The sequence below is a fragment of the Sphingobium sp. FG58 genome (genome assembly GCF_057809055.1).
The window spans coordinates 63,971-85,433 of the sequence record NZ_JBMDJF010000014.1 but is presented as its reverse complement, the minus strand read 5'-3'; the positions used below and the strand labels follow the sequence as shown (position 1 = coordinate 85,433).

The window sequence follows — 21,463 nt, the reverse complement described above, 5'->3', positions numbered from 1 at the left end:
GTTGTTTCGCAAATCTACAGGCGCCAAGCCTAACTGAAGCTGCGCGCGAGGGTGGGATGGCGATATCGTCCAACTTGCTTGATCCTATACCCGCTGTATAAGCACTTCATTCTGGGTAGATCGCGCGACTTCATATCTCGACCAAGGATCGGTCGGCGCTTTTCGGTCGCCATGCATCATCACCGGCAAGTTATAGTCAGGGATAGCGACCCGTCTCTATGGTGGGCATCGCCACCAACCGATAATGTTTTCCCCGCTCATCCGAAAGAAGAGGCTGTTAGCATGCCACAGGCCTCCCCCACGCATCGAAGAATCAGGCTGATCGATACAGAAGCCAGCCGACGGGCTTTCGAAATGCATCGGCATGACCTAGCATCTGAGCGGCGTAGCATGGTCATTCCCATGTTGGCGCGTGCATGAGCGGGCTGGACACACAAATATGCGTGAAGGAAGGCAGAACGGTATAACCACCCACGAGGTCCGCCGCGCCATTCGCAACAGCACGGATAGCATTCGACACCTGGCCCGAACCTATGGCATCAACCCGAAAACGGTCGCCAAGTGGAAAAAGCGACCCACCCCCAACGATGCTGTCGTCGACCGCAAAATGGCCTGTTCGAAATCGCTGACCCTTGAAGAAGAAAATATGGTTATCTCCTTTCGGCGGCACAGCATGTTGCCGTTGGACGACTGCCTCTACGCGCTTCAGATATCGATTCCCCATCTTACCCGTTCATCGCTACATCGCTGTCTCAAGCGCAACGGGATCAGTCGCATTCCCAACATCGATTTCGGCGGAATTACCGACAAGCGCTCCTTCCCGCGTCAAATAGGCATTTTTGTGATCTCGCTCACCGAATTACGGACTGCGCGGGGCAATCTGTACCTTTATGCGGCCACCGACCGGTTCAGCAAATTCACGTTCGCCCAAGTCGTCCAACAACCTGACGATGACGCAACCGTGACGTTTCTCGACGCATTGGTCGCGTCCATTCCCTATAAAATCCACATCGTCCTGACCAGCAACTATGTTCAGAGTACATTCCCGATACGCTATAGCAGGGCGTCGATCGCATATTTCTCGACGCCGCGCTTCGATCGGCGGTGTCAGTATCACGGCATCGATCATCAGATATATCAAGTCGAAGAAAGCTGGCTCGACGAGAGCATGGCCGATGGCAAATTGCCCCGCGATAGTATCGATCATTTTGCCTATGGGGACCGTGCGGAACTCGAACTGTACCTCGCGCATTTCCTCCATTCATTCAACTACAAGCGACGGCTTAAATGCCTTCGCGGGCTGACCCCCTACCGTTTTATCTGCAAGATATGGGATGTTCATCCCGATCTTTTTCTGATCGATCCGTACCACCTGGACGTGGGACTAATCAGGAATGGTAAACTGCCCCTGCAACGCGCCATAAGATGAGAGACGGCGCGGCGGTTAGAAAGGGGGCCTGTCCAGTGATCATATCGCAGGATGATCTACCCTTCATTCGCCGCCAGCGCCGACTGACACGAGAAGCAGTCAATCATTAGATAGGCAGAGGTATATGAGCAACAATTACGATGTCGTTGTAATGGGCAGCGGACAGAACACGCTGGGTGCTGCTGCCTATCTTGCGAAGGCAGGTAAAAAAGTCGTCGTCCTGGAACGGAACGACGTCATCGGCGGCGGCGCGGTTACGCTGGAACGCGATGCGCCAGGCTTCAAATATGACAAGCATTCAGTTGTTCATGCAATGGCGCAAGCCAATCCCATGATCCTGAACGATGAGCTGGGCCTGATTTCACAGTTCGGACTGCAATATTTCCGTCCACCCGCGATGGCCACGACAGTGCTGGACGACTTTCGAACGCTTCACCAGCTCGTCGATCTCGATTCCATGTGTGGCCAGATCGCACAATTTTCGCCACGGGACGCGGACGCCTACCGGGAATTTGTTGTCTGGGGCATGCGCATCCTGCCGATGATCGTCGCGGGCATGTTTACCGTGCCGTTGCCCATGTCAGTGTTTCTGGGGATACTGGAGCAGAGCGAAGATGGCCGCCGCGTCATCGACTATATGCTGCGCAGCCCCTTGCAGATTGTCGATGAACTATTCGAGAGCGATCTTCTCAAGATTCATCTTCTTCGCCTGACATCAGAGGGTTTCCCGCAATTCCCTGACGATATGGGAACGGGCATCGCAATGTTGATGACCCCGGCCTTCGCCCATAAATATGGTGTCGGCCTGCCTATCGGCGGCAGCGGTATGCTGGCAACTGCCCTGGCCCGCTGTATCGAACATCATGGCGGGGAAATCATCACCGAATGTGAAGTCAGCCGGGTGCTTACCAGCGGCGGGCGGGCGATCGGCCTGGAGACGACGTCAGGCGAGCAATATCTTGCCAAGGACGCGGTCATCGCATCGATCCATCCCCACCATCTCGACCGTTTCGTCGATGGTGTCGTGCCGGACGTATTGGCTCGCGCCAAGCGCACCCTCCCCGCACCCTTCTCCATTGTGAAGATCGACGCAGCACTCGACAAACCGCTCAACCGGCGTGGTCCAGACGGGACAGAGGGCAGCGACGGCTTTGGCGAATTCGTGTCGGCAAACACCCTTACAGAATATCTGGAATCCTTCGATCCGTTGCGTCACGGCCGCACGTCGCTCGAAAATCCGCTGCTCAGCGGTGGCGCGATGTCGATGCCAGGCCGTCAACCGGAAGGAAAAGCGCTCCTCTATATGTTGTCTTTCCAGCCCTATAATCTGGCCGATGGTGGCCCGCAAAAGTGGGACGAAATCAAGGAGCGCGTGGCCGACCGCCTCATCGAGCGCCTCGACCATTTCATCCCCGGCGTGAAGGACAACATCATTCAGCGTACGGTCGATTCGCCTCTCGACATGACACGCTGGTCACCCAACAGCATGCTGTGTGGCGACGCTGGCGGCCTGGGGTCGCAATTCTTCCATCTCAGCGGCTATCGGCCGACGCCGGAACTGTCGCAATATGCGGTGCCGGGCGTCGAACGGCTCTATCTGTGCGGCCCATTCATGCATCCGGGCGGCGGCGTATTCGGGATCGGGCGACCTACTGCAGTCAAGATCCTCGACGACCTTGGTCTCGACATCGAAAAGGTTGTCGCACTGTAACCGGTTAATGGCTGGCCTTATTCGAAGGCCAGCCAGATGGGCCGATATCCATCATGTCGGCCATGTACCGGTCGATAGATATTCATCTTATGCGAGCCGGAGATATTTGAGCCATGGCGGTATTTGGGCGGGCGGCGAGATCGCCCGGATACCGCCATGTAGGACCTATCGTTCACAGACGTCCACAAAAAGTCCGCTGACTGTTCGATGGCTCTCGTCGAACCACCATGATTTCAAGATTAGACCCAGTTGCCTATCATGTTGGCGTAAATCGCTTAATAATGTCTATATCGCAACATATTCAGCAACATAGTTGATACTATGTATATATTTTCCACAATATACAACAATTCCAGATTGCAAGCAAATCATCGGGATAAATCAAAAGATATTCTGGCTTGTGCTACTTCAGGCGAACGTCGTTCGATCCATCGTATAAAGGATAATATCCAGTCGGAAAGTTCCACACCCAGTGATGTCAATTCATATTCGACATGGTTTCTTTCGTCATTGAACACTTCCCGCCGAACCAGACCGTCACGTTCCAATATGCGCAAATTCAACGTCAGCATGCGGTAGGATATCGGATGCGATGGATCGATCGCTTCCAACAGGCGCATGATCGTCGAAGGGCGATAGGGACCGGTACGGCAGATAAGCAACAGCCAGTTGCGCCAGTAGTTCCCGACATGGTCCGCCACACTCACGATGGGACAACTGCGATCGCCGTCAAATTCGGACACCTGGTTCACCAGATATTCGAACAACTGCCTTTGCACAGGACTGATATACGTATGTCCGGCAGGATCCAGGACGGACGCTATCCTGGACATGATCAGTTGGGCGCCATCAATGGGTAAAGTCTCGCCCGACATGCACCCCTCCGCTTTTGTTATTTCAGCATCCGACCATATCCCATCCAGGATCGCAGCGAAATATACTTATTGCGGCCAGCGTGCCTGCCTAATCAAGTGCGTTGACCGTGACGTTCAAGGCGGTCAGCTGAGACTGCATGCTTAACCTGTCGAAGCTCCCCGGACCGCTGGGGGCCAGCCGGTTCACATTAACGCCCGCATATCGACGCGCAGTGGACAGGCCGAATGACTTTCGATTTCCCCAACCATGCGACATGGCGACCACGCCTGGTTTCAATGTATCGTCGATCGCCACGAACGCCCGGACCATGCCATCGGCCGTTCGCACTTCAACCTCCATGCCGGGGAACAGGTTGCGACCGGCCGCATCCTTCTCGTTCATCCATAAAGGGTTGGTCATATGCTGCCCCCTTTTATGGACGGGTAGATTGCCCATCCAGCTGTTTACCATCATCCCGGTTCGCCGGGTTATCAATTTGAGCTGATCGGACGGCTCCGTCATCAGCATCTCCCAATGATCCTCCGCTGCGCTGAAGCCCTGTTCGAATACCGTCGGGCAACAGTCGATCAGCCCATCGTCATTGTGAATGCCGAAGGTGAACAGGTCACCAGGGTTGGGATCGGGCAAAAGGGCCGTCTGACAGGGCAGCCCCTTCAACTGATCGATGCTGAGGTTGCGATATTGCAGCATCGCCTCGATCGCACCGAAAGGATCGGGACGCGGATCGTCCAGCATGGATGGCCGGCCCATAGCCTGAAGCATCCGCGACAATATCCACCAATCGTCGCGGCGTTCGCCAGCCGGCGATGCCACCGCCGGGCTATACTGGACGTGCGGCTCCAGTTGTAGGCCGTTGCCCAAAATATTGACATCTTCCCGCTCAAGGAAGTCCTTTGCCGGCAGCAGATAATCCGCCAGTTCGCCGGTCGCCGTTCGATAGATGTCCAGCGACACCACCAGGTCCAGACCCTCAATGGCCTCTCGCAACCGCTCTTCGCCGGGTACGGCAAGCAGCGGATTGCCGCCGATGACGATCAGCGCCTTTACGGGGGATTTTTCGCTAAGCAACATGTCAGCCATCAAACCGCATGGCAACTGACCCGCCACTTTGCGTACCGGCCCGAATTCGGTTTCGAAATATGGATCATCTGACGACCGCTTTGCCAGATGCGCAGTTGGGCAGATGCCGGGTGAATAGATATTACCGCCCCGGCGGCCGAGATTGCCGGTAAACAGGCTGAGCATCTGCACCATCCAATAGGCCAGCAAGCCATGCTTGCCCATATTCACCCCGGTCGACATCTGGATACTTGCCGAACGCGCCATACTGAATTCGCGAGCGATACGCTGGATCGTGCTGACTGGAATATTGGTGACCGCGGCCGCCCGGTCCGGCGGCCAACGGCGCAGAAAATCCTTTAGCCCCTCGATATTGGCGCCATGCTTTATACTATGGTCGTGATCATAGCCGACATGGAATAGGATCTCGTGCAGCAAGGCCGCCAAAAAGAAGAAATCGGTGCCCGGTTTGATCAGCACTACATCACCGGTCCCAGGGGTCGCCGATTCTATCTGACGGGGGTTCACGAACACGGTCTGTCCGCCCCGCTCCTTGATCGCTCGCAATTTGGCCATTGGATCGGTCACATCCATGATGGCCATGTGCGACACGGCAGGATTGGTCCCGATGGCGAGGAAATAATCGGTATGCAGCAGGTCGGGGATCGGCTGGACCATGGCCGAGCCAAAAATATGTTCGCTGCCCACCAGCTTGTTCGCACAATCGATCGTGTAAGCACCGAAGCGGGGTCCGGTGCCGAAACCCGCCATCAAAGCCTCCTCATTGGTCAATAGCTGGCTGTTGAAGGCATGGGGATTGCCCATGTAGATCGCGATCGCGCCATCGCCATGGCGCGCGACGATATCCTTCAACCTGTCACCTATGTCCTGAATTGCTTCATCCCAGCTGATGCGGGCAAAATTTCCTTGGGCTTCGCTGCGTGGATTCGTTCGCTTTAACGGGTATGTCAGCCTGTCCGTATCCCGATGAACCTCCAGATAGCGAATACCCTTGTGGCAGGAATATCCAGCGCTGGCGGGGTTAGCCGGGTCGCTGCGGAGCGAGACTATCTGCCCATCCTCGACTTCCGCGACCAATCCGCATTGCGGTTCACATATGCGGCAGAAGCTATGCACTGTTTCAATCATGGTCACCTCGGAATATATTGCGCTGTGCTGACTCGACGAGCATCAACTGCCCCGTCGGTTCCGCGGCATTCAGCAATTCGGCCTTGTCGGTCCGTTTGATGCGCGGGCGACCTGACATACGGCCGGCGCGACGTTCCGTTTCGTCGATCCGTCGCCATCCATCACGCATGACCGGACGACACCCTTTGGCGATCAGAGACGCCACAATATCGTCCTGTGCGCTAATGGTCAGCCTGCCGGCATTCGCATCGTCCAGCAGACAGCCGACCGTTTCCGCGGCACAATATTTGTTCGATCCGATCACGCCTTTTGGACCTCTTTTGATCCATCCGGTCACATAGACGCCGGTCATGATTTGCCCGTCATTCACCGCGCGCCCGGCAAGATTATTGACGATGCCGGCATCCGCATCGAAGGGAAGATTCTTGATCGGCCTGCCCCGATAGCCGATGGCCCGGAGCAACAATCCACAAGGCAGCATGCCAGCGCCCGGCGAAGAGCCGCCAATGGCTACGTTCAATCCAGCGACGGCACTGTCGCCCGCGACGGAGATGGGACTATGATGAAATTTGAAAATTATGCGCTTGTCCGGCGCAGCAAATTTTCGCTGCTGTAATCTGGCGAGAATGTCGAGCTTACGCCGCGTCGCCTGGTCGCAGGCCTCCTCAACGGGCAGGCCAAGATCGTCCGCCTCAATCTGTACTTCCACATTGTCGAGATGGAGCAACTCCTCCAGTTCAGGACAATGAAACGCCGCTTGTCGGCATCCCCTGCGCCCTAACAGCACGACTTCACGGATTTGGCTCTTCTGCAAAGCATCGAGCGCATGGTCGGCAATATCCGTCGTCGCAAGCTGCGCTACCGGAAGCGTCAACAGTCGGGCGGCGTCAAGGGCGACATTGCCGGTGCCGACGATTACGGCCTGGGATACGGAAAGATCGAAGTCCAGATGGCTATAGGCGGGATGACCATTATACCAGGCGACAAATTCCCGCGCAGACCAACTACCAGCAAGGCTTTCGCCCTCGATACCGAGCGCCTTGTCATCGTCAGCGCCCACCGCATAGATGACTGCGTGATAACGCGCCGCCAACGCATCATGGTCAATATCCGAGCCGACGTCGATATTGGCGATCAGCCTCACTCTCTCATCCCGCAAGAAGAGGGCGAATAGTCGATCGATGATCAGCTTTTTTTCCGGATGATCCGGCGCCACACCTGACCGGATCAGCCCCCATGGCGTCGGCAGCCGTTCAAACAGGTCGATCGTCACATCCCATGCGGTCTGTTCCAACAAATGCTGCACCGCGTAAAGGCCAGCTGCGCCCGCCCCGACGATAGCTATGCGAAGCTCAGGCATCCAACTTGTCCTGACGCTGGAAATGAAGGCGATTTACCTCCGCATAATGTGTCCATCGGGGGGGCAATGCTTCAGCGGAATAAATTGCTGCGACGGGACATACATCAACGCAGGCACCGCATTCGATGCAACGTTCAGGGTCGATATATAGCTGCTCGGCATTGACGAAGTCGTCGGCTCCCGGTGACGGACTGATACAGTCGACCGGGCATATTTCGACGCAGGAATAATCAGCTACACAGGGCGCAGCAATCACAAACGGCATGTCAATCCTTCGGTGTGTTCAAGCGCTGCGCCCTGCGCCGCGGCCAGATTAGAAATTAAGGCCGAAACTTAATCCATAGGTTCGCGGTGCCTGGAGATAGGGAGCCCCCGTCAGTCCGGGACCTTGTGATTTGGAACTACCGCTTATGACGGCTTCATTTTCGGCATTGCGTATATAGGCGCCAAGCGACCAATGGTCGTTCTTCGAATAATAGGTCAGCGAAGCATCGGTCTTGGTATAACTTTTCTGGTCAGTGTAGAGATCGTGCGTGAAAGATTGCCAATAACGTGCGCTGTAAAGCACATCGGCACGGGCAACTATCCGCCGGTCGCCACCAATGCGGAATGTATGCGTCCAGCTCCCCTTCAACGTCGCGGCAGGCGCATAAGGCAGTTGGTAGCCATACACGCTGACTGATGCGCTGCTCACCAGGCCGTTTCTGGTATAGCGCCCATCCCTTTCCCGCATTTCCGCATTCTGGATCAATGCGCTAAACGTTAAAACGTCGTCGCGACTGGGGTTGAGGCCCAGCAATATCTCGCCACCCATAATCTTTGCCGGCACGCTCTCCGATCCAAAGATAAACCCGTCATTATATTGAAGCTGGAAGTTCTTATAGTCATAATAGAACAGTTCGACGTTGGCAGTTAACAATCCGTCGAAGAAACGATTTTTCGATCCGACAGTATAGGATACCAGTTCGGAAGGTTCCAAGACTTCACCATTCTGGTCGAAACCAGCGGAAATGTAGCCGGATTGAACCGCAGCATAAAGAAGCGAATCTGGCGTTGCCTGATAGCCGACGCCTAGTTTGAAATCGAAACGACCCCGACTATCCCCAGGATAGACGATCTGCGGATTGGTTATTGAGTTGGGCGGCAATTCATTATAATTGCGTCCTTCGAACTTATCATGCGAGTAGCGACCGCCGGCTGTCAGCGTCAGAGACGGTGTAGGGCGTAGTCGATATTCAGCGAACGCGGCGTAAGATGTCAGATCATTCTGGATGACAGTGGTTCCCAGAAATGGCACAGCGCCGCGCAGATAATGATTGGGTGCTTTCAAAAAATATAGGCCAGCCAGCCAGTCATCATCCCCTTGTTGGCCGGTTAATTTCAACTCTTGTGTATATTGGGTGACATGATGGTCGAAAACCGTGTTCGGGATGAGTGTCAGGAAGTATAGATCTTGCCTGTCCTTCACCCTGGCGAAACCGGGAACATAGGACAGCTGAAGATTGTCGTTGATATCAAGATTGAATTCACCCGATATCAGCCAGCTGTTAAATCGATAATTCTGGCCATAATTAGGTATGGCTGAATCGTAGAGATTGTCCGGGTTGGGATAAAGGGGGTTGGGAACGCTCCCTGTATAGGCAATCGCGGAATTGCCGGTTCCGCCTTCATGATGCCTTTGCACCATCACCGATCCAGTGAACGGCCCGCCGTCGTCATAGCTGAGCGTCATGCGGCCCGACCACATTTTCTGATCGTTCAGTCCGTTGGACAAATAGCCATCATGCGTCTGCCGAATGCCAGCAACGCGCGCTGAGAAGCCCCCGCCCAATGGAATATTGAGCGCGCCGGTGGCTTTCACCGAGTCATAATTGCCCGCCTCCACATTGAATTGAACCCCATAGTCGCTGGTCGGCTTTTTGGTTATGAAATTGATCGCGCCGCCGGCGGCGCTGAAACCGTAAAGGGTTCCTTGCGGTCCGGGCAGGACTTCGATCCGTTCCATATCGTAAAGAGGCGTGAAACCGGATTCCGGGGGCAGATAGACGCCATTCAGATGGAGGGCGACCGCTGCGGGATTGTTGGGCGCCGCCTGCGTTTGACCGACGCCTCTCAGAAAGGAAATGGCGAAGCCGGTTTGCGCGCCAATCAAAAGTCCCGGAGCCACCTTACCCAAAGCGGCCTGATCGGTAATGCCGACCGCAGCAAGGTTTTCACCCAGAACAGCCGTAACCGCCGCTGCTACCTTTTGCAGGTTTTCACCGCGCTTTTGGGCCGTAACGATGATGTCGCCGGCCGACACAGCATCAGCATCAGCAGGCGCCGCATATTCCGTTGTGTCGCTGGCTGATTGCGCCATGGCTGACATCGGCAAGATTGCCGCAGGCAGCAGACATGCACCAGCGGCGAGCATATATTCGCGCATTTACCCCTCCAATTTTCTATTATTACGAGATTCTATTGTCGTATCTATTTAAATCATATTCGAGCGATCAACAATAACGTACATTTTTGTTCGCTGTGAAATAGGCCCGCACACCATGTCTATTTGGCGTTATGCTTAATTGTTTGGCGCGCCTTGTTCAATCCAACGCTGAATCAGATTATTGTCGGCGGGTCCGAGAGTCTGTCCCCAAGGCATTCCATAACCGCTCCCTTTGACAAGCGCGTTTCTGCCCGACGTCTTAAATGCCAGATAACTGCGATCGGGCTTGCCGGGATCGACTCTGGGCATATCCGCGCCTGCGGACTGGACGCCGACGAGATTGTCATAGGCCACATCCGGCGTCAGCCCAAGTGCGCCCATGGGGATGTCGCCCTGATGGCACATGGTACAGCTGTTGCGGAAAATCGGGATGATATCGCGTTTGAAGCTGACGGGACTCGTGCCGTTTTTCTGTGGGGAGCCATGCTTGCCGTTTACTGTCGTAGAGGGCGGCGGCTTGCCCCCGATCGGTCGTCCGATCGCCGGGCCAACCTGCACCGCCATCAGGCAGGATAGAGCCATCAATGCCATCTGTTTCATGCGTCTCTCCCTATCTTGTCGCTTATCCAGCGCCGACATATGCCACCTAAAGTCGGCCCAGCCGTCGGTGCCCGCATTTCCGTCATTTGCGCGCCCCGCGCCATCAGCGGAGAACATGCGTCACCACGCGGCGAGATCAGCAACACATGCACTAAAGACATATCCTGCTCAGGCAGGCGCCATCCGGCCACATCGGGCCAGAAAGCGTCGATCCCGATGACGCCCCTGAACAATTCGGGCCATAACGCAGCGAGACAAAGTGCCATGCTCCCGCCTTGTCCTAGCCCCAGCAGGACGGTGTCCGGCTGTTTCCCGGCCGTCATATATTCCAGAGCCAGCGCCTCCAGCTGGATCAGCGAATCCCCAAAACCTATCGGTTCGACCAAGGGCGGGGATATGCTGGAAAACCAGCTATATCGTCCGCCATCCCCATATCCCGACCAGCGAGCAGAGCGTGGAACGATCAGACGCTGCCCCTGAATCATCCTGCGGAACAAAGGCATGGTTTCGCCAAGCCGTGCGTTCGCATCATGCAACGCGATCACCGTCCCGTTGCCGGCGCCATCGGGATTTTCCACGATCCGTTCCAATATGGACAATGGTTGCGGACCAGATCTGGTGACATTCGGCATCACCTTGCTTTCAGGTCCGGCGGGCCGACTGGGTTGCATGTTTGGCCGCAATATAGCCAAAGGTCATGGCGGGGCCGAGCGTGCCGCCCATTCCCCAATAGGCATCATGGCTCGGGCTGGCGACGCAATTGCCAGCTCCGTAAAGCCCCTTCACCGGCGTACCATCCTCTTTCACTATCTGGGCATGTTCGTTGATAACAGGGCCGCCATTGGTATCCAGCACTCCGGGTGCGAGTATTACCGCATAAAAGGGCCCCTCCTTCTGCATGGGGTACAAGGTGGGATTGGTGGGAGACACCCCTCCCCACCGCGTATCCAGGCGGGGCAGTCCGAACATCGGGCGCGTTTCGATGTCAAAAGCGTAGTCCCCGCGTCCGAAATCTTCATCTTTCCCGGTCTTGGCGAAGCCATCGAACCGTTCGATCGTCTGCGCCAGCTGCTGTTTGAAACCAGCATCGAGCCTGACGCCACCACTCTGCGATTCCAGCTCTTTGAGCCGCTCGTCGATACGGTCTGCAAGTTGCGCCCATGTATCCCCGACGATGACAGCGGGCGACCCGGTCGGCATATCCGGGATCGGATGGATGCCCGCGCACATTTCCGCAGTACGCTGATCATAGAGCATGAACATCAGCTGGTTGGGAAACTCCCAACGATTGACGTCGTAACCCAGCAATGCCCGGGTCCGATCCTGATAATTGCTCTTTTCGTTGACGGCCCGCTTGCCATATTTATTGACCATCACCATGCTGTCACCGGTCGGGCTCCAGACATCGGCCGGGACTGTCGCATATTGCAACGCTTCCTCCAGCACGATCTGCGCCCGCCAGGCGCTCGCCATATTGCCCAACCTGGCCCCGACCGCGCTGGCGATCCTGACGAAGTCGCCTGTATTTGTCGCTACGCCACACCCGCCATAGACTGGCATATTGTGGTGGCGATTGAGCATCTCTCGATTATAGGCGAAGCCGCCGCTGCCAAAAATGACACCCTGGCGCGCCTTCACGCGAAGGCGCGTTTCCCCGGCGAGCGCTTCCACCCCGACTACCGCGCCTGCATCATCCAGCACGAGACCGGTAACCTCATGTCTCGTAAGACGCGGCAATTTCAACTGGTCGAACTTGATGTTGAACTGCCGGATCATATCCGGCCCAAAGCCCGGACCGCCTTCGAGCGTCCGCACGCCCAGGCAACGCCCGCGCGGCGCTTCATTATAGCCGTCAAGACGACCATAATCGGGGATTCCCATCCCATCTTCGGCAGGATCGCCAACGAAAAACGGCCCGATTTTCAGCGTCCCGGTGCTTTGGAGCAAATCCGTCATTATCGTCGCGTTACGATAGAAGGCGTCCAGCAGCGCAAAGCTATTCTCCGACAATCCCATGGTCGGGGACTGCGGATCGAAAATGTGCGGAAAGGAATAGGATGCAGCGTAACGCAAAAAGCCTTCCCGCGAATCGGTGATGCCTTTTTCCCGCATCCTGAAATTATTGGGAATCCAGAAACCACCGCCCGATTTGGCGGTCGTCCCACCGATGACCGGCGATTTTTCGAGCATTACGACGGCCGCACCCTGGGTATGCGCCGTGATTGCCGCGGCAGATGCAGCAGCACCTGATCCGACCACGACGATGTCGGTTTCGATATCCCATTTGCCAACCGACGACATCTTCTGGGTCGGTTGCGCCCCAAGCGCGGAAGCCGACGCGCCAAGCCCCGCCGCCCCTGCCACAACGAAGTCACGCCGGGAAAGCCGGGAACCAAATTTCGGCGAACCTTCCATCCCCATCTCCTATGTATTTATTATATATGGATAATCTTAATCATGATTGGTCATCAGTCCCGCTTGCGCGACTGGTCCGCAATCTGTCCTTCATGCACATGGCCGTTTTCATATCAGGCCTTCAGATCGTGCCGGTCACGGCCTTCGCAATGCGGCGCCACCCATCCCTATTTCTTGTGGAACCGGGCCGAAAATCCGCTGCCGGATCTGCCTTCGCAGCGCTGCAGGATGTTGGCCATTTCTACTGTAGCCGAGTAATTACGCACGCCACCATGCTGCATGACGGGCATGACGAAACGATTTCTCGAAACTATGCTGTTTACCAAAAGCGGTTCGAACAACGGATCGACGTCCTGAACCATTTTGTCCTCGCCCTCATTTATCGATTTTTGATGTCGAAAATGAAGCTAGATCGAATCCAATTGCCTAACAATTACGTACATTTTTGTTCGGTTAAATTTTTAATGAGCAGGGTGCTATCGCTGAAATCACCATCGGTCTGTCTGCCGATCACGCCGTATGTTATTAGGACATAGATCGTTGTCGCGACGGATCATGTTTATTCATTTGCGATAGGAATGGAGATCAGGCGTTCAATTTATTCAACAACTGCTGAGGATGTTCAGTTACAACCGATAGTGCCGCGGTCACCCTTCATCTTCACGCCAATAGCGGCAAAACACGTGCGGACGCCGTCAGGCGCCCGCATGAAAAATAGAGCAAATGATGGGCGTCAGCAGAGTCGCAATGGTCGCATCGGCCTAAAGCCGTCGCCGCTATATCGCTTCAGTCGAGATCCCCGCCTGCAAGCCAGGACTGCCCACGACCATATAGTGCCTGTACTTGCGGCCCCTTTAGACCTGGCATGTCCACCTTCACATCATAACCGATCTGCGTCTGCAAATAGGCCAGATGCCGATATCCTTCAGGAAAACGGTTCAGCAACGCAGCGTCGAGCGACAAGGTGGCAGCCGGATCGACCGCATCCATGCGATCTTTTTCATAAATCGGCTGGCGCAGAACCATGCCCCAGCGACCATCGCGCTTTTCCATAAAGTCGTAGAAGCGCCCGGTGCAAACGACATCGACCAGCACATCATGCACAACAGCGCGCTGGCTGATTGTCATCTTGGTCTGAGAGACGGCGCGTTCGTGCGCAACCTCGGCTGAATGGCCGCCAAGGAAATGCAGGATGCTCACGCCCTTGTGCCAGCCCTCCTTGCTCGCTTCGATAAAGCCGTCCGCGCTGGCCTGGCACCATGTCGCCATCATTCGACCGTCGTCATGCCATACGGTCCGAAAGGCATCCCAATCCCCGGCGTCGCGCCATACGACCCAGTTTTCGATCAAGCGCCTGATCTCGCGCCGGTCCTCTTCAACAGCGGGGCTTGAGACCGTGCTGTTTGACGTTGTCATGACATTATTCTTTCTTGAAAGGAATTATACCAGCCTGCCCATGCGCTGTCGCAGGCAGAGGCAAAAAGGGCAGGCATCGCCGCCATTGACGTCCGCAGCGATGCCTGCCCGTGTCAGCGCATGTGGATGCCGCCGTTGATGTCGATTGTCGCACCGGTGATGTAAGATGCTTCAGGCGATAGGAGGTATAGGACGCCGCCACTCACTTCTTCAGGCGTGGCCACGCGATTGAAAAGCGACATGGACGCTATGCCTGCGCGAATCTGCTCATTGGTATTGCGGAAGAATTCTGGTGTTCCGACCGGCCCAGGCGCGACGATGTTGACGGTGACGCCGGCAGGCGCGAGTTCGAATGCAGCCTGCCGGGTCAGTCCAAACAAGGCGGTTTTCGACACCATATAAGCGACGTCCGTGCCATTCCCGGCAATCAGCGCGGCGGCCGATCCGACAATGACAACCCTTGAATGCTCCAAGGGTTTTGCCTTGCGCAACTGCGCATATTTCTGGATGGCGCTGAACACGCCTGTCAGGTTGAGCGTCAATGTCTTTTCCCAATCGGAAATCGCCATCGTCGCGATGTTGGTATTTTGTCCCAGATGGACGACGGGGCCACCCGAAGCGATTACCAGGATGCTTGCAGGGCTGCTTGATTCCACGGCGTCGAACGTAGCACTGATGGATTGGGGGTCCGTGATGTCAAAGTGCGCGGCTTCATGGCCTTCCCCTTCCAGCGTGTCCAGAAGCTCCTGCGCACGGTCAAAATTGAAGTCCGCGATCACGAGGCGATAGCCTTGCGACGCCATCTTTTGCGCGATATCGCTTCCGATACCGCCAGCTCCCCCGATGATGATAGCCCGGCGACGCTCAGTCATACCTTCTCCCGATTTTGTGCGAACCGCTTTACGCTTCGATTGAGAGCGCCTCTGCGGAACTGCGCTGCATTTTCTTAGCGCGACCTGTTCCGGCTGGCAATATGGTAATGTGGCCTGTTTATTATTTTGAGGACAAATTCAACGATATTCCGACTCTGATTTTACAAATTTGATATTTTTAGCTGGACTAATTTCCATCATTTCCCCCATAATAGACAGGCTATCTAACTATACAAATGCTCATAGAGCAGAATTCCAAGGAGGTGATGGGAATGACGATCGCGTCGAGAACGCCCGTATTAATCGTTGGTGGCGGACCGTGCGGCCTCATGTTGTCCATCGAACTGGGGCGGAGAGGTGTCCATTCCATCCTGATCGATTCGAAGCGGCGAACGGCGGTAAATCCGCAGGCGAATGCGACACAAGCAAGGACGATGGAATATTTTCGACGCCTGGGCTTTGCCGATGAGATCCGCAGCCTGGGCTTGCCCAAGGATTATCCCACCGACATCGCGTATTTTACGCGCTTTAATCAGCTCGAGCTGGCCCGCTTCGCTCTCCCCGCTTCTGCACAAGCAGAATCGGTTGCTCGCGACCGTTCGGGCATCTGGAATGCCGCCGAACTGCCCCACCGTGTGTCGCAAAAATATGTCGAGCAAGTATTGCGTCGTCAGTCGGAGGCGCTCAACGAGACATCAGTCCATTACGGCACCCGACTGATTTCATTCGAGGAAGGCGAGACTTCGGTGAAGGCCGTGGTCGAAATCCTGGACAGCGAAGAACGGCACGAGATCGAGGCCGATTTCCTGATCGGCGCGGACGGCGCGCGCAGCTTTGTCCGGCGTCAGCTTGGCATTCGTTATAGCGGCGAAACCGGCGTGGAGCGTGACTTCTTTGGTGGCAAGATGTGCGCCATCAACTTCCGCGCGCCGGACTTTTACGACAAGGTGCCGCATCCTCGCGCATGGATGTATTGGGCTTTCAATCCTGAGCGACGCGCATGGTGCGCCGCAGTCGACGGCATCGACGAGTTCGCTTTTCATACTCAACTCAAGAAGGACGAGAGTGAAGAAGTCAGCGACGCCCGAGCGCGCGAAATGTTGGCGCAGGCGATGGGTATCGAGTTGGACGTCGAATTGCTGTCCGTCGACACATGGATCGCAGGCCACGCACTTGTCGCCGAAAATCTGGGCAGTGGCCGAGTGTATATTGGTGGAGACGCCGCTCATCTGTTCACGCCAGCTGGCGGACTGGGCTATAATACGGCGGTCGAGGACGCGGTCAATCTGGGCTGGAAGCTGGCAGCGGCGGTGAAAGGCACGGCGGGACCGGGTCTCCTGCCCAGCTATGCAACCGAACGCCACCGCCTGGCCGTACGCAACACCGGCTATGCGCGGCAACTGGCCGAATCGATCGGCAATTATGTGCCGCATCCATTGATCGAAGCCGAGGGCGTGGAGGGCGACGCCGTCCGGCGCGAAGCGGGCGACTATCTCAATGGGCATGCCCGCCGCGAATTCGCTATCCCCGGCATCACCTTTGGCGGACGTTATGATGGTTCGCCTATCATCCACTCCGACGGCGCTCCCCTGCCCGACGACGCTATGAACATCTACGTGCCCAGCGCGTCGCCAGGCGGCCGGTTGCCCCATCTGTGGCTGAGCGACGGCCGCAGCCTGTTCGACCTGCTGGGACTTGGGTGGTCGCTCCTGTCCCTGGGCAGCGGCGAAAGCATCGATTGCTTCCGTCAGGCCGCAAACGATCTGAAGCTCGACCTGAATGTAGTCGACCTGTCGGCCGAGAATGTCCGGGCGATCTACGGAGCGGACCTTCTGCTCGTTCGCCCCGATCAGATCGTGGCATGGCGCGGCGCGGCAGGCAGCATCAATCCACGATTGCTTCTGCTGAAACTTACAGGTCATTCCGTTCCGGTGCTTGATCTGGCATCAGTCAATGTGGACGACGCACATGGCGCACCTGAACCTCGTCAAGCGGCCAACTGAATAATCCAGCAATAACAGCGCCATACTATAACTGATTGGAATGGGAGGGGCTATGCGCGATTTCACCTATAATGCCCATGCAGGCCGTGTCATTTTTGGCGCGGGATCGTTAGCCAGGCTTGCCGATGAAGCGACCCGACTTGGTACGACGCGAATATTGGTCCTGTCGACCAAGGAGCAGAGAAGGGCAGCCGAAGAGGTCGGGCGGCTGCTTGGACCATCGTGCGCCAGCATATTTTCAGGCGCCGTCATGCATACGCCTGTCGAAGTGACGGAAGAGGCGATGCGCATCGTTCTATCGGAACGGATCGATGGCATTGTAGCGATCGGCGGCGGCTCCACCATCGGTCTTGGCAAAGCCATCGCACTACGCAGCGACTTGCCCCAGATCGTCGTGCCGACAACCTATGCCGGTTCGGAGGTGACCCCGATCATCGGACAGACCGACGGCGGGTTGAAAACGACGCAAACCACCGTGAAGGTCTTGCCAGAGGTCGTGATATACGACGTCGACCAAACCCTGAGCCTGCCGACTGGTCTATCGGTGACCAGCGGCATCAATGCTGTCGCCCATGCGGTCGAAGCGCTCTATGCAAAAGATGGCAATCCGATCATCGACATGATGGCGGCCGAAGGCGTTCGGGCCATCGTTCGCAGCCTGCCCCGGATCGTCGCCGATCCAGGAGACAAGGATGCGCGGTCGGACGCCCAATATGGCGCATGGCTGTGCGGCACGTGCCTGGGTGCCGTCGGGATGTCGCTGCATCACAAATTATGTCACACGCTGGGCGGCACGTTCAACCTGCCCCATGCCGAAACGCACACGATCATTCTGCCGCATGCTTTGCAGTATAATGCTCCGGCAGTTCCACGCGCCATGGCCACACTCTCGGCCGTGCTGGCAAGTGACGATCCGGCCCGCGCGCTCTATGATCTGTCCGCTACACTCGGCGCTCCGCGCGCACTGCGCGATTTGGGGATGCCCGAAAGCGGCATTGATGAAGCGACGACCTTGGCGCTCGCCAACGCCTACTGGAATCCCCGCCCGCTGGAGCGCGACGCTGTTCGGGCGTGCATCGCCGCTGCGTGGGCGGGTGAACCGCCGCAGCAAGCCAGATAGAAATAGAAGGAGAGGCATTATGAGCCAATTCAATCAGCCCACCAACGACCTGGCCTTTTTCGATGCCAGGCGTTCGGCCGAGGTCGTCAACGCGCGCATGGGGCCGGACATTTCGCCTCGTATGCGCCAAGTCATGACTATCCTGGTGAACCACCTGCATGCAGCGGTCAAAGAAGCGCATCTGACTGGTGAAGAGTGGATGACCGGTATCGAATTCCTGACAAAGACTGGGCAGATGTGCAGTGATTGGCGTCAGGAATTCATTTTGCTGTCCGATGTGCTGGGCGTGTCGATGCTGGTCGATGCGCTCAATCACGATCGTCCAGAAGGAACGACCGAAAATACCGTCCTTGGTCCATTCTATGTGGCCAATGCGCCGCATCATGAAAATGGCGCCAACATCTGCCTGGATCAAAAAGGCGAGCAACTGCTGGTTCGGGGGCGCGTGACCGACAAGGATGGCAATCCGATCGCCGGCGCGACTGTTGACGTATGGGCAACCAACGATGATGGCTTTTATGATGTCCAGCAAAAGGGCATTCAGCCGGACTATAATCTTCGTGGCGTATTCACCACAGATGTTGCAGGCAATTATTGGTTCCGCACGATCAAGCCCCGTTTTTATCCCATCCCAGATGATGGCACGGTGGGCAAGATGCTCGCTGCGCTGGGGCGGCATCCCAACCGGGCCGCTCATCTCCACTTCATCGTGAAGGCTCCTGGCTTTGACACAGTGATCACGCATATCTTCACACCTGATTGCCCCTACCTCGCCGAAGATGCCGTCTTTGGTGTCAAACATTCGCTGATCGCCGATTTCCAGAAGGTCGATGATCTGCAATTGGGCGAAGAAGTAGGCCTCGCCTCTCCCTTCTGGAAAGTGGACTGGAACTTTGTCCTGGCCCGCGTTAGTGAACTAACCCCAAATAAAGCGATAGAGCCAGCGCTCTGACGGAGCGATGGATGGCCGTTACTGCGATATGGAAGAGAGCGGTGGGGGCGCACAGGCCTTGGGGAACTTGCGGCTGTCCCTGGTCTTCCGCCAGGCCAACCGAAGCCTGATTTCCACATTTACAATCGGCCAATGGCGCATCTATCCACGATGATGGACGCTATCGCGCTACCGGGTGGTGGCGAGATATGCGATGATGTTTTGCCGGTCGGCCGCCGCTGGGGTCGACAGTGCCATCCGCGCGCCGGGAACCTTCTTCATCGGTGCGGCCAGATAGGCATCCAGCGTAGCCGAGTTCCAAACCAGCCCGGCCTTCTTCATCGCCGGCGAATAGTTGAACGTTATAGAGGCGGACTTGCGCCCCACGACGCCCGCCAGATTTGGACCGACCCCGGAAGCCTTTGGCGCAACGCTGTGACATATGCCGCAACGCTGCTGGAACAGGCGCTTTCCGCGACCGGCATCACCCACCTGCGCCTGAGCCGGCACAGCCGATCCGAACATCAAGCCACAAGCCAGGACCAGGCTGGAGACAGGCATTGCTTTCATCACATGCACCTTAACGACTAATAGGGAAGATAAATGGCTTTGGTTTCGAGATAGGCATTAAGCCCTTCCGGTCCACCTTCGCGCCCGTGGCCAGACTGCTTGTAGCCACCAAAAGGCACAAATGGTTCAAGTTGAAGGCCATTTACGGAAATATTGCCCGTTCGGACTCCGCGCGCGATCCGTTCTCCCCGCTCCACATCGCGCGTGAATACGGTGCCCGACAGGCCAAAGGCGCTGTCGTTGGCGATGCGTATTGCGTCCGCATCGTCCTTGTACCGGATGATGGAAACGACCGGGCCAAAGATTTCCTCCTGCGCGATCCGCATGTCCGGCGTCACATCGTCGAAAATCGTGGGTTGGACGAAAAAGCCCTGGTTGAATGCACCACGGCCGCCGCCAGTCACGACACGGGCACCTTCTGAGCGACCGATATCAATATAGTCCAGCACCCTGTCCTGCTGACGGCGCATGGCAAGCGGACCCATGCCGACATCGTCATCCCACGGATCGCCGACCTTGATGCTTTCCACCGCAGCGCGATAGGCGTCGACAACTTCGTCATGGCGCGATTCCGGTACGAGAATGCGGGTCTGGGAGAAGCATATCTGCCCGCTAAAGGGCATTGATACTGGCGTGACTGCTGGAATAGCAGCCGAAAGATCCGCGTCATCGCATATGATCGAAGCGGATTTTCCGCCCAGTTCCAGGCTGACCCGCGCCACGCGATCCGCGCAGACCGCGCCGATATGCCGACCTGCGGCCGTCGATCCGGTGAAACTAACCTTATCAATCCGCTTGTCGCGAATGAGATGATCGCCCGCCTCCCGCTCTGCGGGAACGACGTTTAAGACGCCAGGCGGCAAGCCGATGGCTTCGGCGCATTCCGCCAGCAGCAACGCTTCCAGCGGCGTCTCCGGGCTGGGCTTGGCTACGATGGTGCAACCGGCCAACAAAGCCGGACTGAGTTTCGAAACGAGCAGGATCAGCGGCGCGTTCCAGGGAAGAACCAAAGCGCACACCCCAACCGGCTCGCGTAATATGCGCGCACGGCCATGGGGTGTCGGCCGATCTTCCTCAAACGCGAAACTATCGGTCAGTCCCGCATAATAAGTGAAATATTGCGGGATCATGGCAGATATCATGCTGGCAAAGCCATTCACCACGCCGACCTGCGCGGTCCAGACCCGCCGGAACAGACCCAGTCGATTATCGACCTCCCTGCCCAGGGCAATGAGATAGCCAGCCCGTTCGGCCGGCGTCATCCGGGGCCATGGGCCATGGTCGAAGGCCTCCCTGGCGGCCTTAACCGCATCCTCCATATCCTGCGGCGCACCTGCTGGCACGCTGAACTGCTCGCGTTCCGTCAGGGGCGAAATGAGCGGCAGACGGGCGTCCGTGCGCGGCGCCACCCATTTCCCCCCGATATAAAAGCGAGACCGAACATTTTCGCTCAGTTCGTTGGGATCAAACCGGTCCTTCATGGGTGGCTCTCCGTCATAATAGGTCAATACTCATCGCCAAGATCTG

Annotated in this window: 18 protein-coding genes; 6 read left to right on the top strand and 12 right to left on the bottom strand. The window is 56.6% G+C overall.

Annotated elements, in window-relative coordinates; all coding sequences use genetic code 11:
* Positions 1-439: 439 nt before the first annotated feature.
* A complete protein-coding gene (locus tag ACODR8_RS15270; RefSeq protein WP_489008056.1) occupies positions 440-1,429 on the top strand; it encodes a transposase family protein in 990 nt (329 codons plus the stop codon).
* 124 nt (positions 1,430-1,553) lie between these two features.
* On the top strand, positions 1,554-3,140 hold the full coding sequence (locus tag ACODR8_RS15265; RefSeq protein WP_489008055.1) for a phytoene desaturase family protein: 1,587 nt from the start codon (positions 1,554-1,556) through the stop codon (positions 3,138-3,140).
* Positions 3,141-3,508: 368 nt separating this feature from the next.
* Here ACODR8_RS15265 and ACODR8_RS15260 read toward each other — a convergent pair whose 3' ends face one another.
* From ACODR8_RS15260 to ACODR8_RS15225, 8 genes are all read right to left on the bottom strand, one after another.
* Positions 3,509-4,015, bottom strand: coding sequence for a winged helix-turn-helix transcriptional regulator (locus ACODR8_RS15260; protein WP_489008054.1), 507 nt, complete (start codon positions 4,013-4,015; stop codon positions 3,509-3,511).
* An 88-nt stretch (positions 4,016-4,103) separates the two neighbouring features.
* A complete protein-coding gene (locus ACODR8_RS15255; RefSeq protein WP_489008053.1) occupies positions 4,104-6,224 on the bottom strand; it encodes a molybdopterin-containing oxidoreductase family protein in 2,121 nt (706 codons plus the stop codon).
* Positions 6,217-7,584 (bottom strand): NAD(P)-binding protein, encoded by a 1,368-nt coding sequence (locus ACODR8_RS15250; RefSeq protein ID WP_489008052.1) that lies wholly within the window; start codon positions 7,582-7,584, stop codon positions 6,217-6,219. Before ACODR8_RS15250 ends, ACODR8_RS15255 begins: the two co-directional genes overlap by 8 nt.
* Positions 7,577-7,849, bottom strand: coding sequence for a 4Fe-4S dicluster domain-containing protein (locus tag ACODR8_RS15245; protein ID WP_489008051.1), 273 nt, complete (start codon positions 7,847-7,849; stop codon positions 7,577-7,579). The genes ACODR8_RS15250 and ACODR8_RS15245 overlap by 8 nt, the downstream gene beginning before the upstream one ends.
* A gap of 48 nt (positions 7,850-7,897) precedes the next feature.
* Positions 7,898-10,009, bottom strand: a complete 2,112-nt coding sequence (locus tag ACODR8_RS15240) for a TonB-dependent receptor (protein ID WP_489008050.1) — start codon at positions 10,007-10,009, stop codon at positions 7,898-7,900.
* Between the two features lie 135 nt (positions 10,010-10,144).
* The gene (locus ACODR8_RS15235) at positions 10,145-10,609 is read right to left on the bottom strand and encodes a hypothetical protein (protein WP_489008049.1); all 465 of its coding nucleotides are present in this window, start codon (positions 10,607-10,609) and stop codon (positions 10,145-10,147) included.
* A complete protein-coding gene (locus ACODR8_RS15230) occupies positions 10,606-11,241 on the bottom strand; it encodes an alpha/beta hydrolase (RefSeq protein ID WP_489008048.1) in 636 nt (211 codons plus the stop codon). Before ACODR8_RS15230 ends, ACODR8_RS15235 begins: the two co-directional genes overlap by 4 nt.
* 10 nt (positions 11,242-11,251) lie before the next feature.
* Positions 11,252-13,024 (bottom strand): FAD-binding protein, encoded by a 1,773-nt coding sequence (locus ACODR8_RS15225; protein WP_489008047.1) that lies wholly within the window; start codon positions 13,022-13,024, stop codon positions 11,252-11,254.
* A 98-nt stretch (positions 13,025-13,122) separates the two neighbouring features.
* Here ACODR8_RS15225 and ACODR8_RS15220 point away from each other — a divergent pair, with 98 nt between their 5' ends.
* Complete coding sequence (locus tag ACODR8_RS15220; RefSeq protein WP_489008046.1) at positions 13,123-13,560, top strand: hypothetical protein; 438 nt, start codon at positions 13,123-13,125, stop codon at positions 13,558-13,560.
* A 250-nt stretch (positions 13,561-13,810) separates the two neighbouring features.
* Here ACODR8_RS15220 and ACODR8_RS15215 read toward each other — a convergent pair whose 3' ends face one another.
* Both ACODR8_RS15215 and ACODR8_RS15210 read right to left on the bottom strand, forming a co-directional pair.
* Positions 13,811-14,440: a nuclear transport factor 2 family protein gene (locus tag ACODR8_RS15215; RefSeq protein ID WP_489008045.1), complete on the bottom strand. Its 630-nt coding sequence runs from the start codon at positions 14,438-14,440 to the stop codon at positions 13,811-13,813.
* A gap of 113 nt (positions 14,441-14,553) precedes the next feature.
* Positions 14,554-15,312: an SDR family NAD(P)-dependent oxidoreductase gene (locus ACODR8_RS15210; RefSeq protein WP_489008044.1), complete on the bottom strand. Its 759-nt coding sequence runs from the start codon at positions 15,310-15,312 to the stop codon at positions 14,554-14,556.
* 236 nt (positions 15,313-15,548) lie between these two features.
* Here ACODR8_RS15210 and ACODR8_RS15205 point away from each other — a divergent pair, with 236 nt between their 5' ends.
* From ACODR8_RS15205 to ACODR8_RS15195, 3 genes are read left to right on the top strand one after another with little or no spacing between them, the layout of a single operon-like run.
* The gene (locus tag ACODR8_RS15205; RefSeq protein WP_489008043.1) at positions 15,549-17,315 is read left to right on the top strand and encodes an FAD-dependent oxidoreductase; all 1,767 of its coding nucleotides are present in this window, start codon (positions 15,549-15,551) and stop codon (positions 17,313-17,315) included.
* A 52-nt stretch (positions 17,316-17,367) separates the two neighbouring features.
* Positions 17,368-18,435 (top strand): maleylacetate reductase, encoded by a 1,068-nt coding sequence (locus ACODR8_RS15200; RefSeq protein ID WP_489008042.1) that lies wholly within the window; start codon positions 17,368-17,370, stop codon positions 18,433-18,435.
* Positions 18,436-18,454: 19 nt separating this feature from the next.
* A complete protein-coding gene (locus ACODR8_RS15195; protein WP_489008041.1) occupies positions 18,455-19,387 on the top strand; it encodes an intradiol ring-cleavage dioxygenase in 933 nt (310 codons plus the stop codon).
* 168 nt (positions 19,388-19,555) lie between these two features.
* Here the strand turns inward: ACODR8_RS15195 and ACODR8_RS15190 are convergent, their stop codons facing one another.
* Positions 19,556-19,891, bottom strand: a complete 336-nt coding sequence (locus ACODR8_RS15190; RefSeq protein ID WP_489008040.1) for a c-type cytochrome — start codon at positions 19,889-19,891, stop codon at positions 19,556-19,558.
* Between the two features lie 62 nt (positions 19,892-19,953).
* Positions 19,954-21,417: an aldehyde dehydrogenase gene (locus ACODR8_RS15185; protein ID WP_489008039.1), complete on the bottom strand. Its 1,464-nt coding sequence runs from the start codon at positions 21,415-21,417 to the stop codon at positions 19,954-19,956.
* Between the last annotated feature and the right edge of the window lie 46 nt (positions 21,418-21,463).

Bases quoted from the DNA above. Each gene is read 5' to 3' on its own strand.
- ACODR8_RS15270 (WP_489008056.1), top strand. From the start codon at position 440: ATGCGTGAAGGAAGGCAGAACGGTATAACCACCCACGAGGTCCGCCGC.
- ACODR8_RS15265 (WP_489008055.1), top strand. From the start codon at position 1,554: ATGAGCAACAATTACGATGTCGTTGTAATGGGCAGCGGACAGAACACG.
- ACODR8_RS15240 (WP_489008050.1), bottom strand. From the start codon at position 10,009: ATGCGCGAATATATGCTCGCCGCTGGTGCATGTCTGCTGCCTGCGGCA.
- ACODR8_RS15220 (WP_489008046.1), top strand. From the start codon at position 13,123: ATGGCCGTTTTCATATCAGGCCTTCAGATCGTGCCGGTCACGGCCTTC.
- ACODR8_RS15195 (WP_489008041.1), top strand. From the start codon at position 18,455: ATGAGCCAATTCAATCAGCCCACCAACGACCTGGCCTTTTTCGATGCC.
- ACODR8_RS15200 (WP_489008042.1), top strand. From the start codon at position 17,368: ATGCGCGATTTCACCTATAATGCCCATGCAGGCCGTGTCATTTTTGGC.
- ACODR8_RS15185 (WP_489008039.1), bottom strand. From the start codon at position 21,417: ATGAAGGACCGGTTTGATCCCAACGAACTGAGCGAAAATGTTCGGTCT.
- ACODR8_RS15210 (WP_489008044.1), bottom strand. From the start codon at position 15,312: ATGACTGAGCGTCGCCGGGCTATCATCATCGGGGGAGCTGGCGGTATC.
- ACODR8_RS15250 (WP_489008052.1), bottom strand. From the start codon at position 7,584: ATGCCTGAGCTTCGCATAGCTATCGTCGGGGCGGGCGCAGCTGGCCTT.
- ACODR8_RS15215 (WP_489008045.1), bottom strand. From the start codon at position 14,440: ATGACAACGTCAAACAGCACGGTCTCAAGCCCCGCTGTTGAAGAGGAC.
- ACODR8_RS15190 (WP_489008040.1), bottom strand. From the start codon at position 19,891: ATGTTCGGATCGGCTGTGCCGGCTCAGGCGCAGGTGGGTGATGCCGGT.
- ACODR8_RS15245 (WP_489008051.1), bottom strand. From the start codon at position 7,849: ATGCCGTTTGTGATTGCTGCGCCCTGTGTAGCTGATTATTCCTGCGTC.
- ACODR8_RS15255 (WP_489008053.1), bottom strand. From the start codon at position 6,224: ATGATTGAAACAGTGCATAGCTTCTGCCGCATATGTGAACCGCAATGC.
- ACODR8_RS15230 (WP_489008048.1), bottom strand. From the start codon at position 11,241: ATGCCGAATGTCACCAGATCTGGTCCGCAACCATTGTCCATATTGGAA.
- ACODR8_RS15225 (WP_489008047.1), bottom strand. From the start codon at position 13,024: ATGGAAGGTTCGCCGAAATTTGGTTCCCGGCTTTCCCGGCGTGACTTC.
- ACODR8_RS15260 (WP_489008054.1), bottom strand. From the start codon at position 4,015: ATGTCGGGCGAGACTTTACCCATTGATGGCGCCCAACTGATCATGTCC.
- ACODR8_RS15235 (WP_489008049.1), bottom strand. From the start codon at position 10,609: ATGAAACAGATGGCATTGATGGCTCTATCCTGCCTGATGGCGGTGCAG.
- ACODR8_RS15205 (WP_489008043.1), top strand. From the start codon at position 15,549: ATGCTCATAGAGCAGAATTCCAAGGAGGTGATGGGAATGACGATCGCG.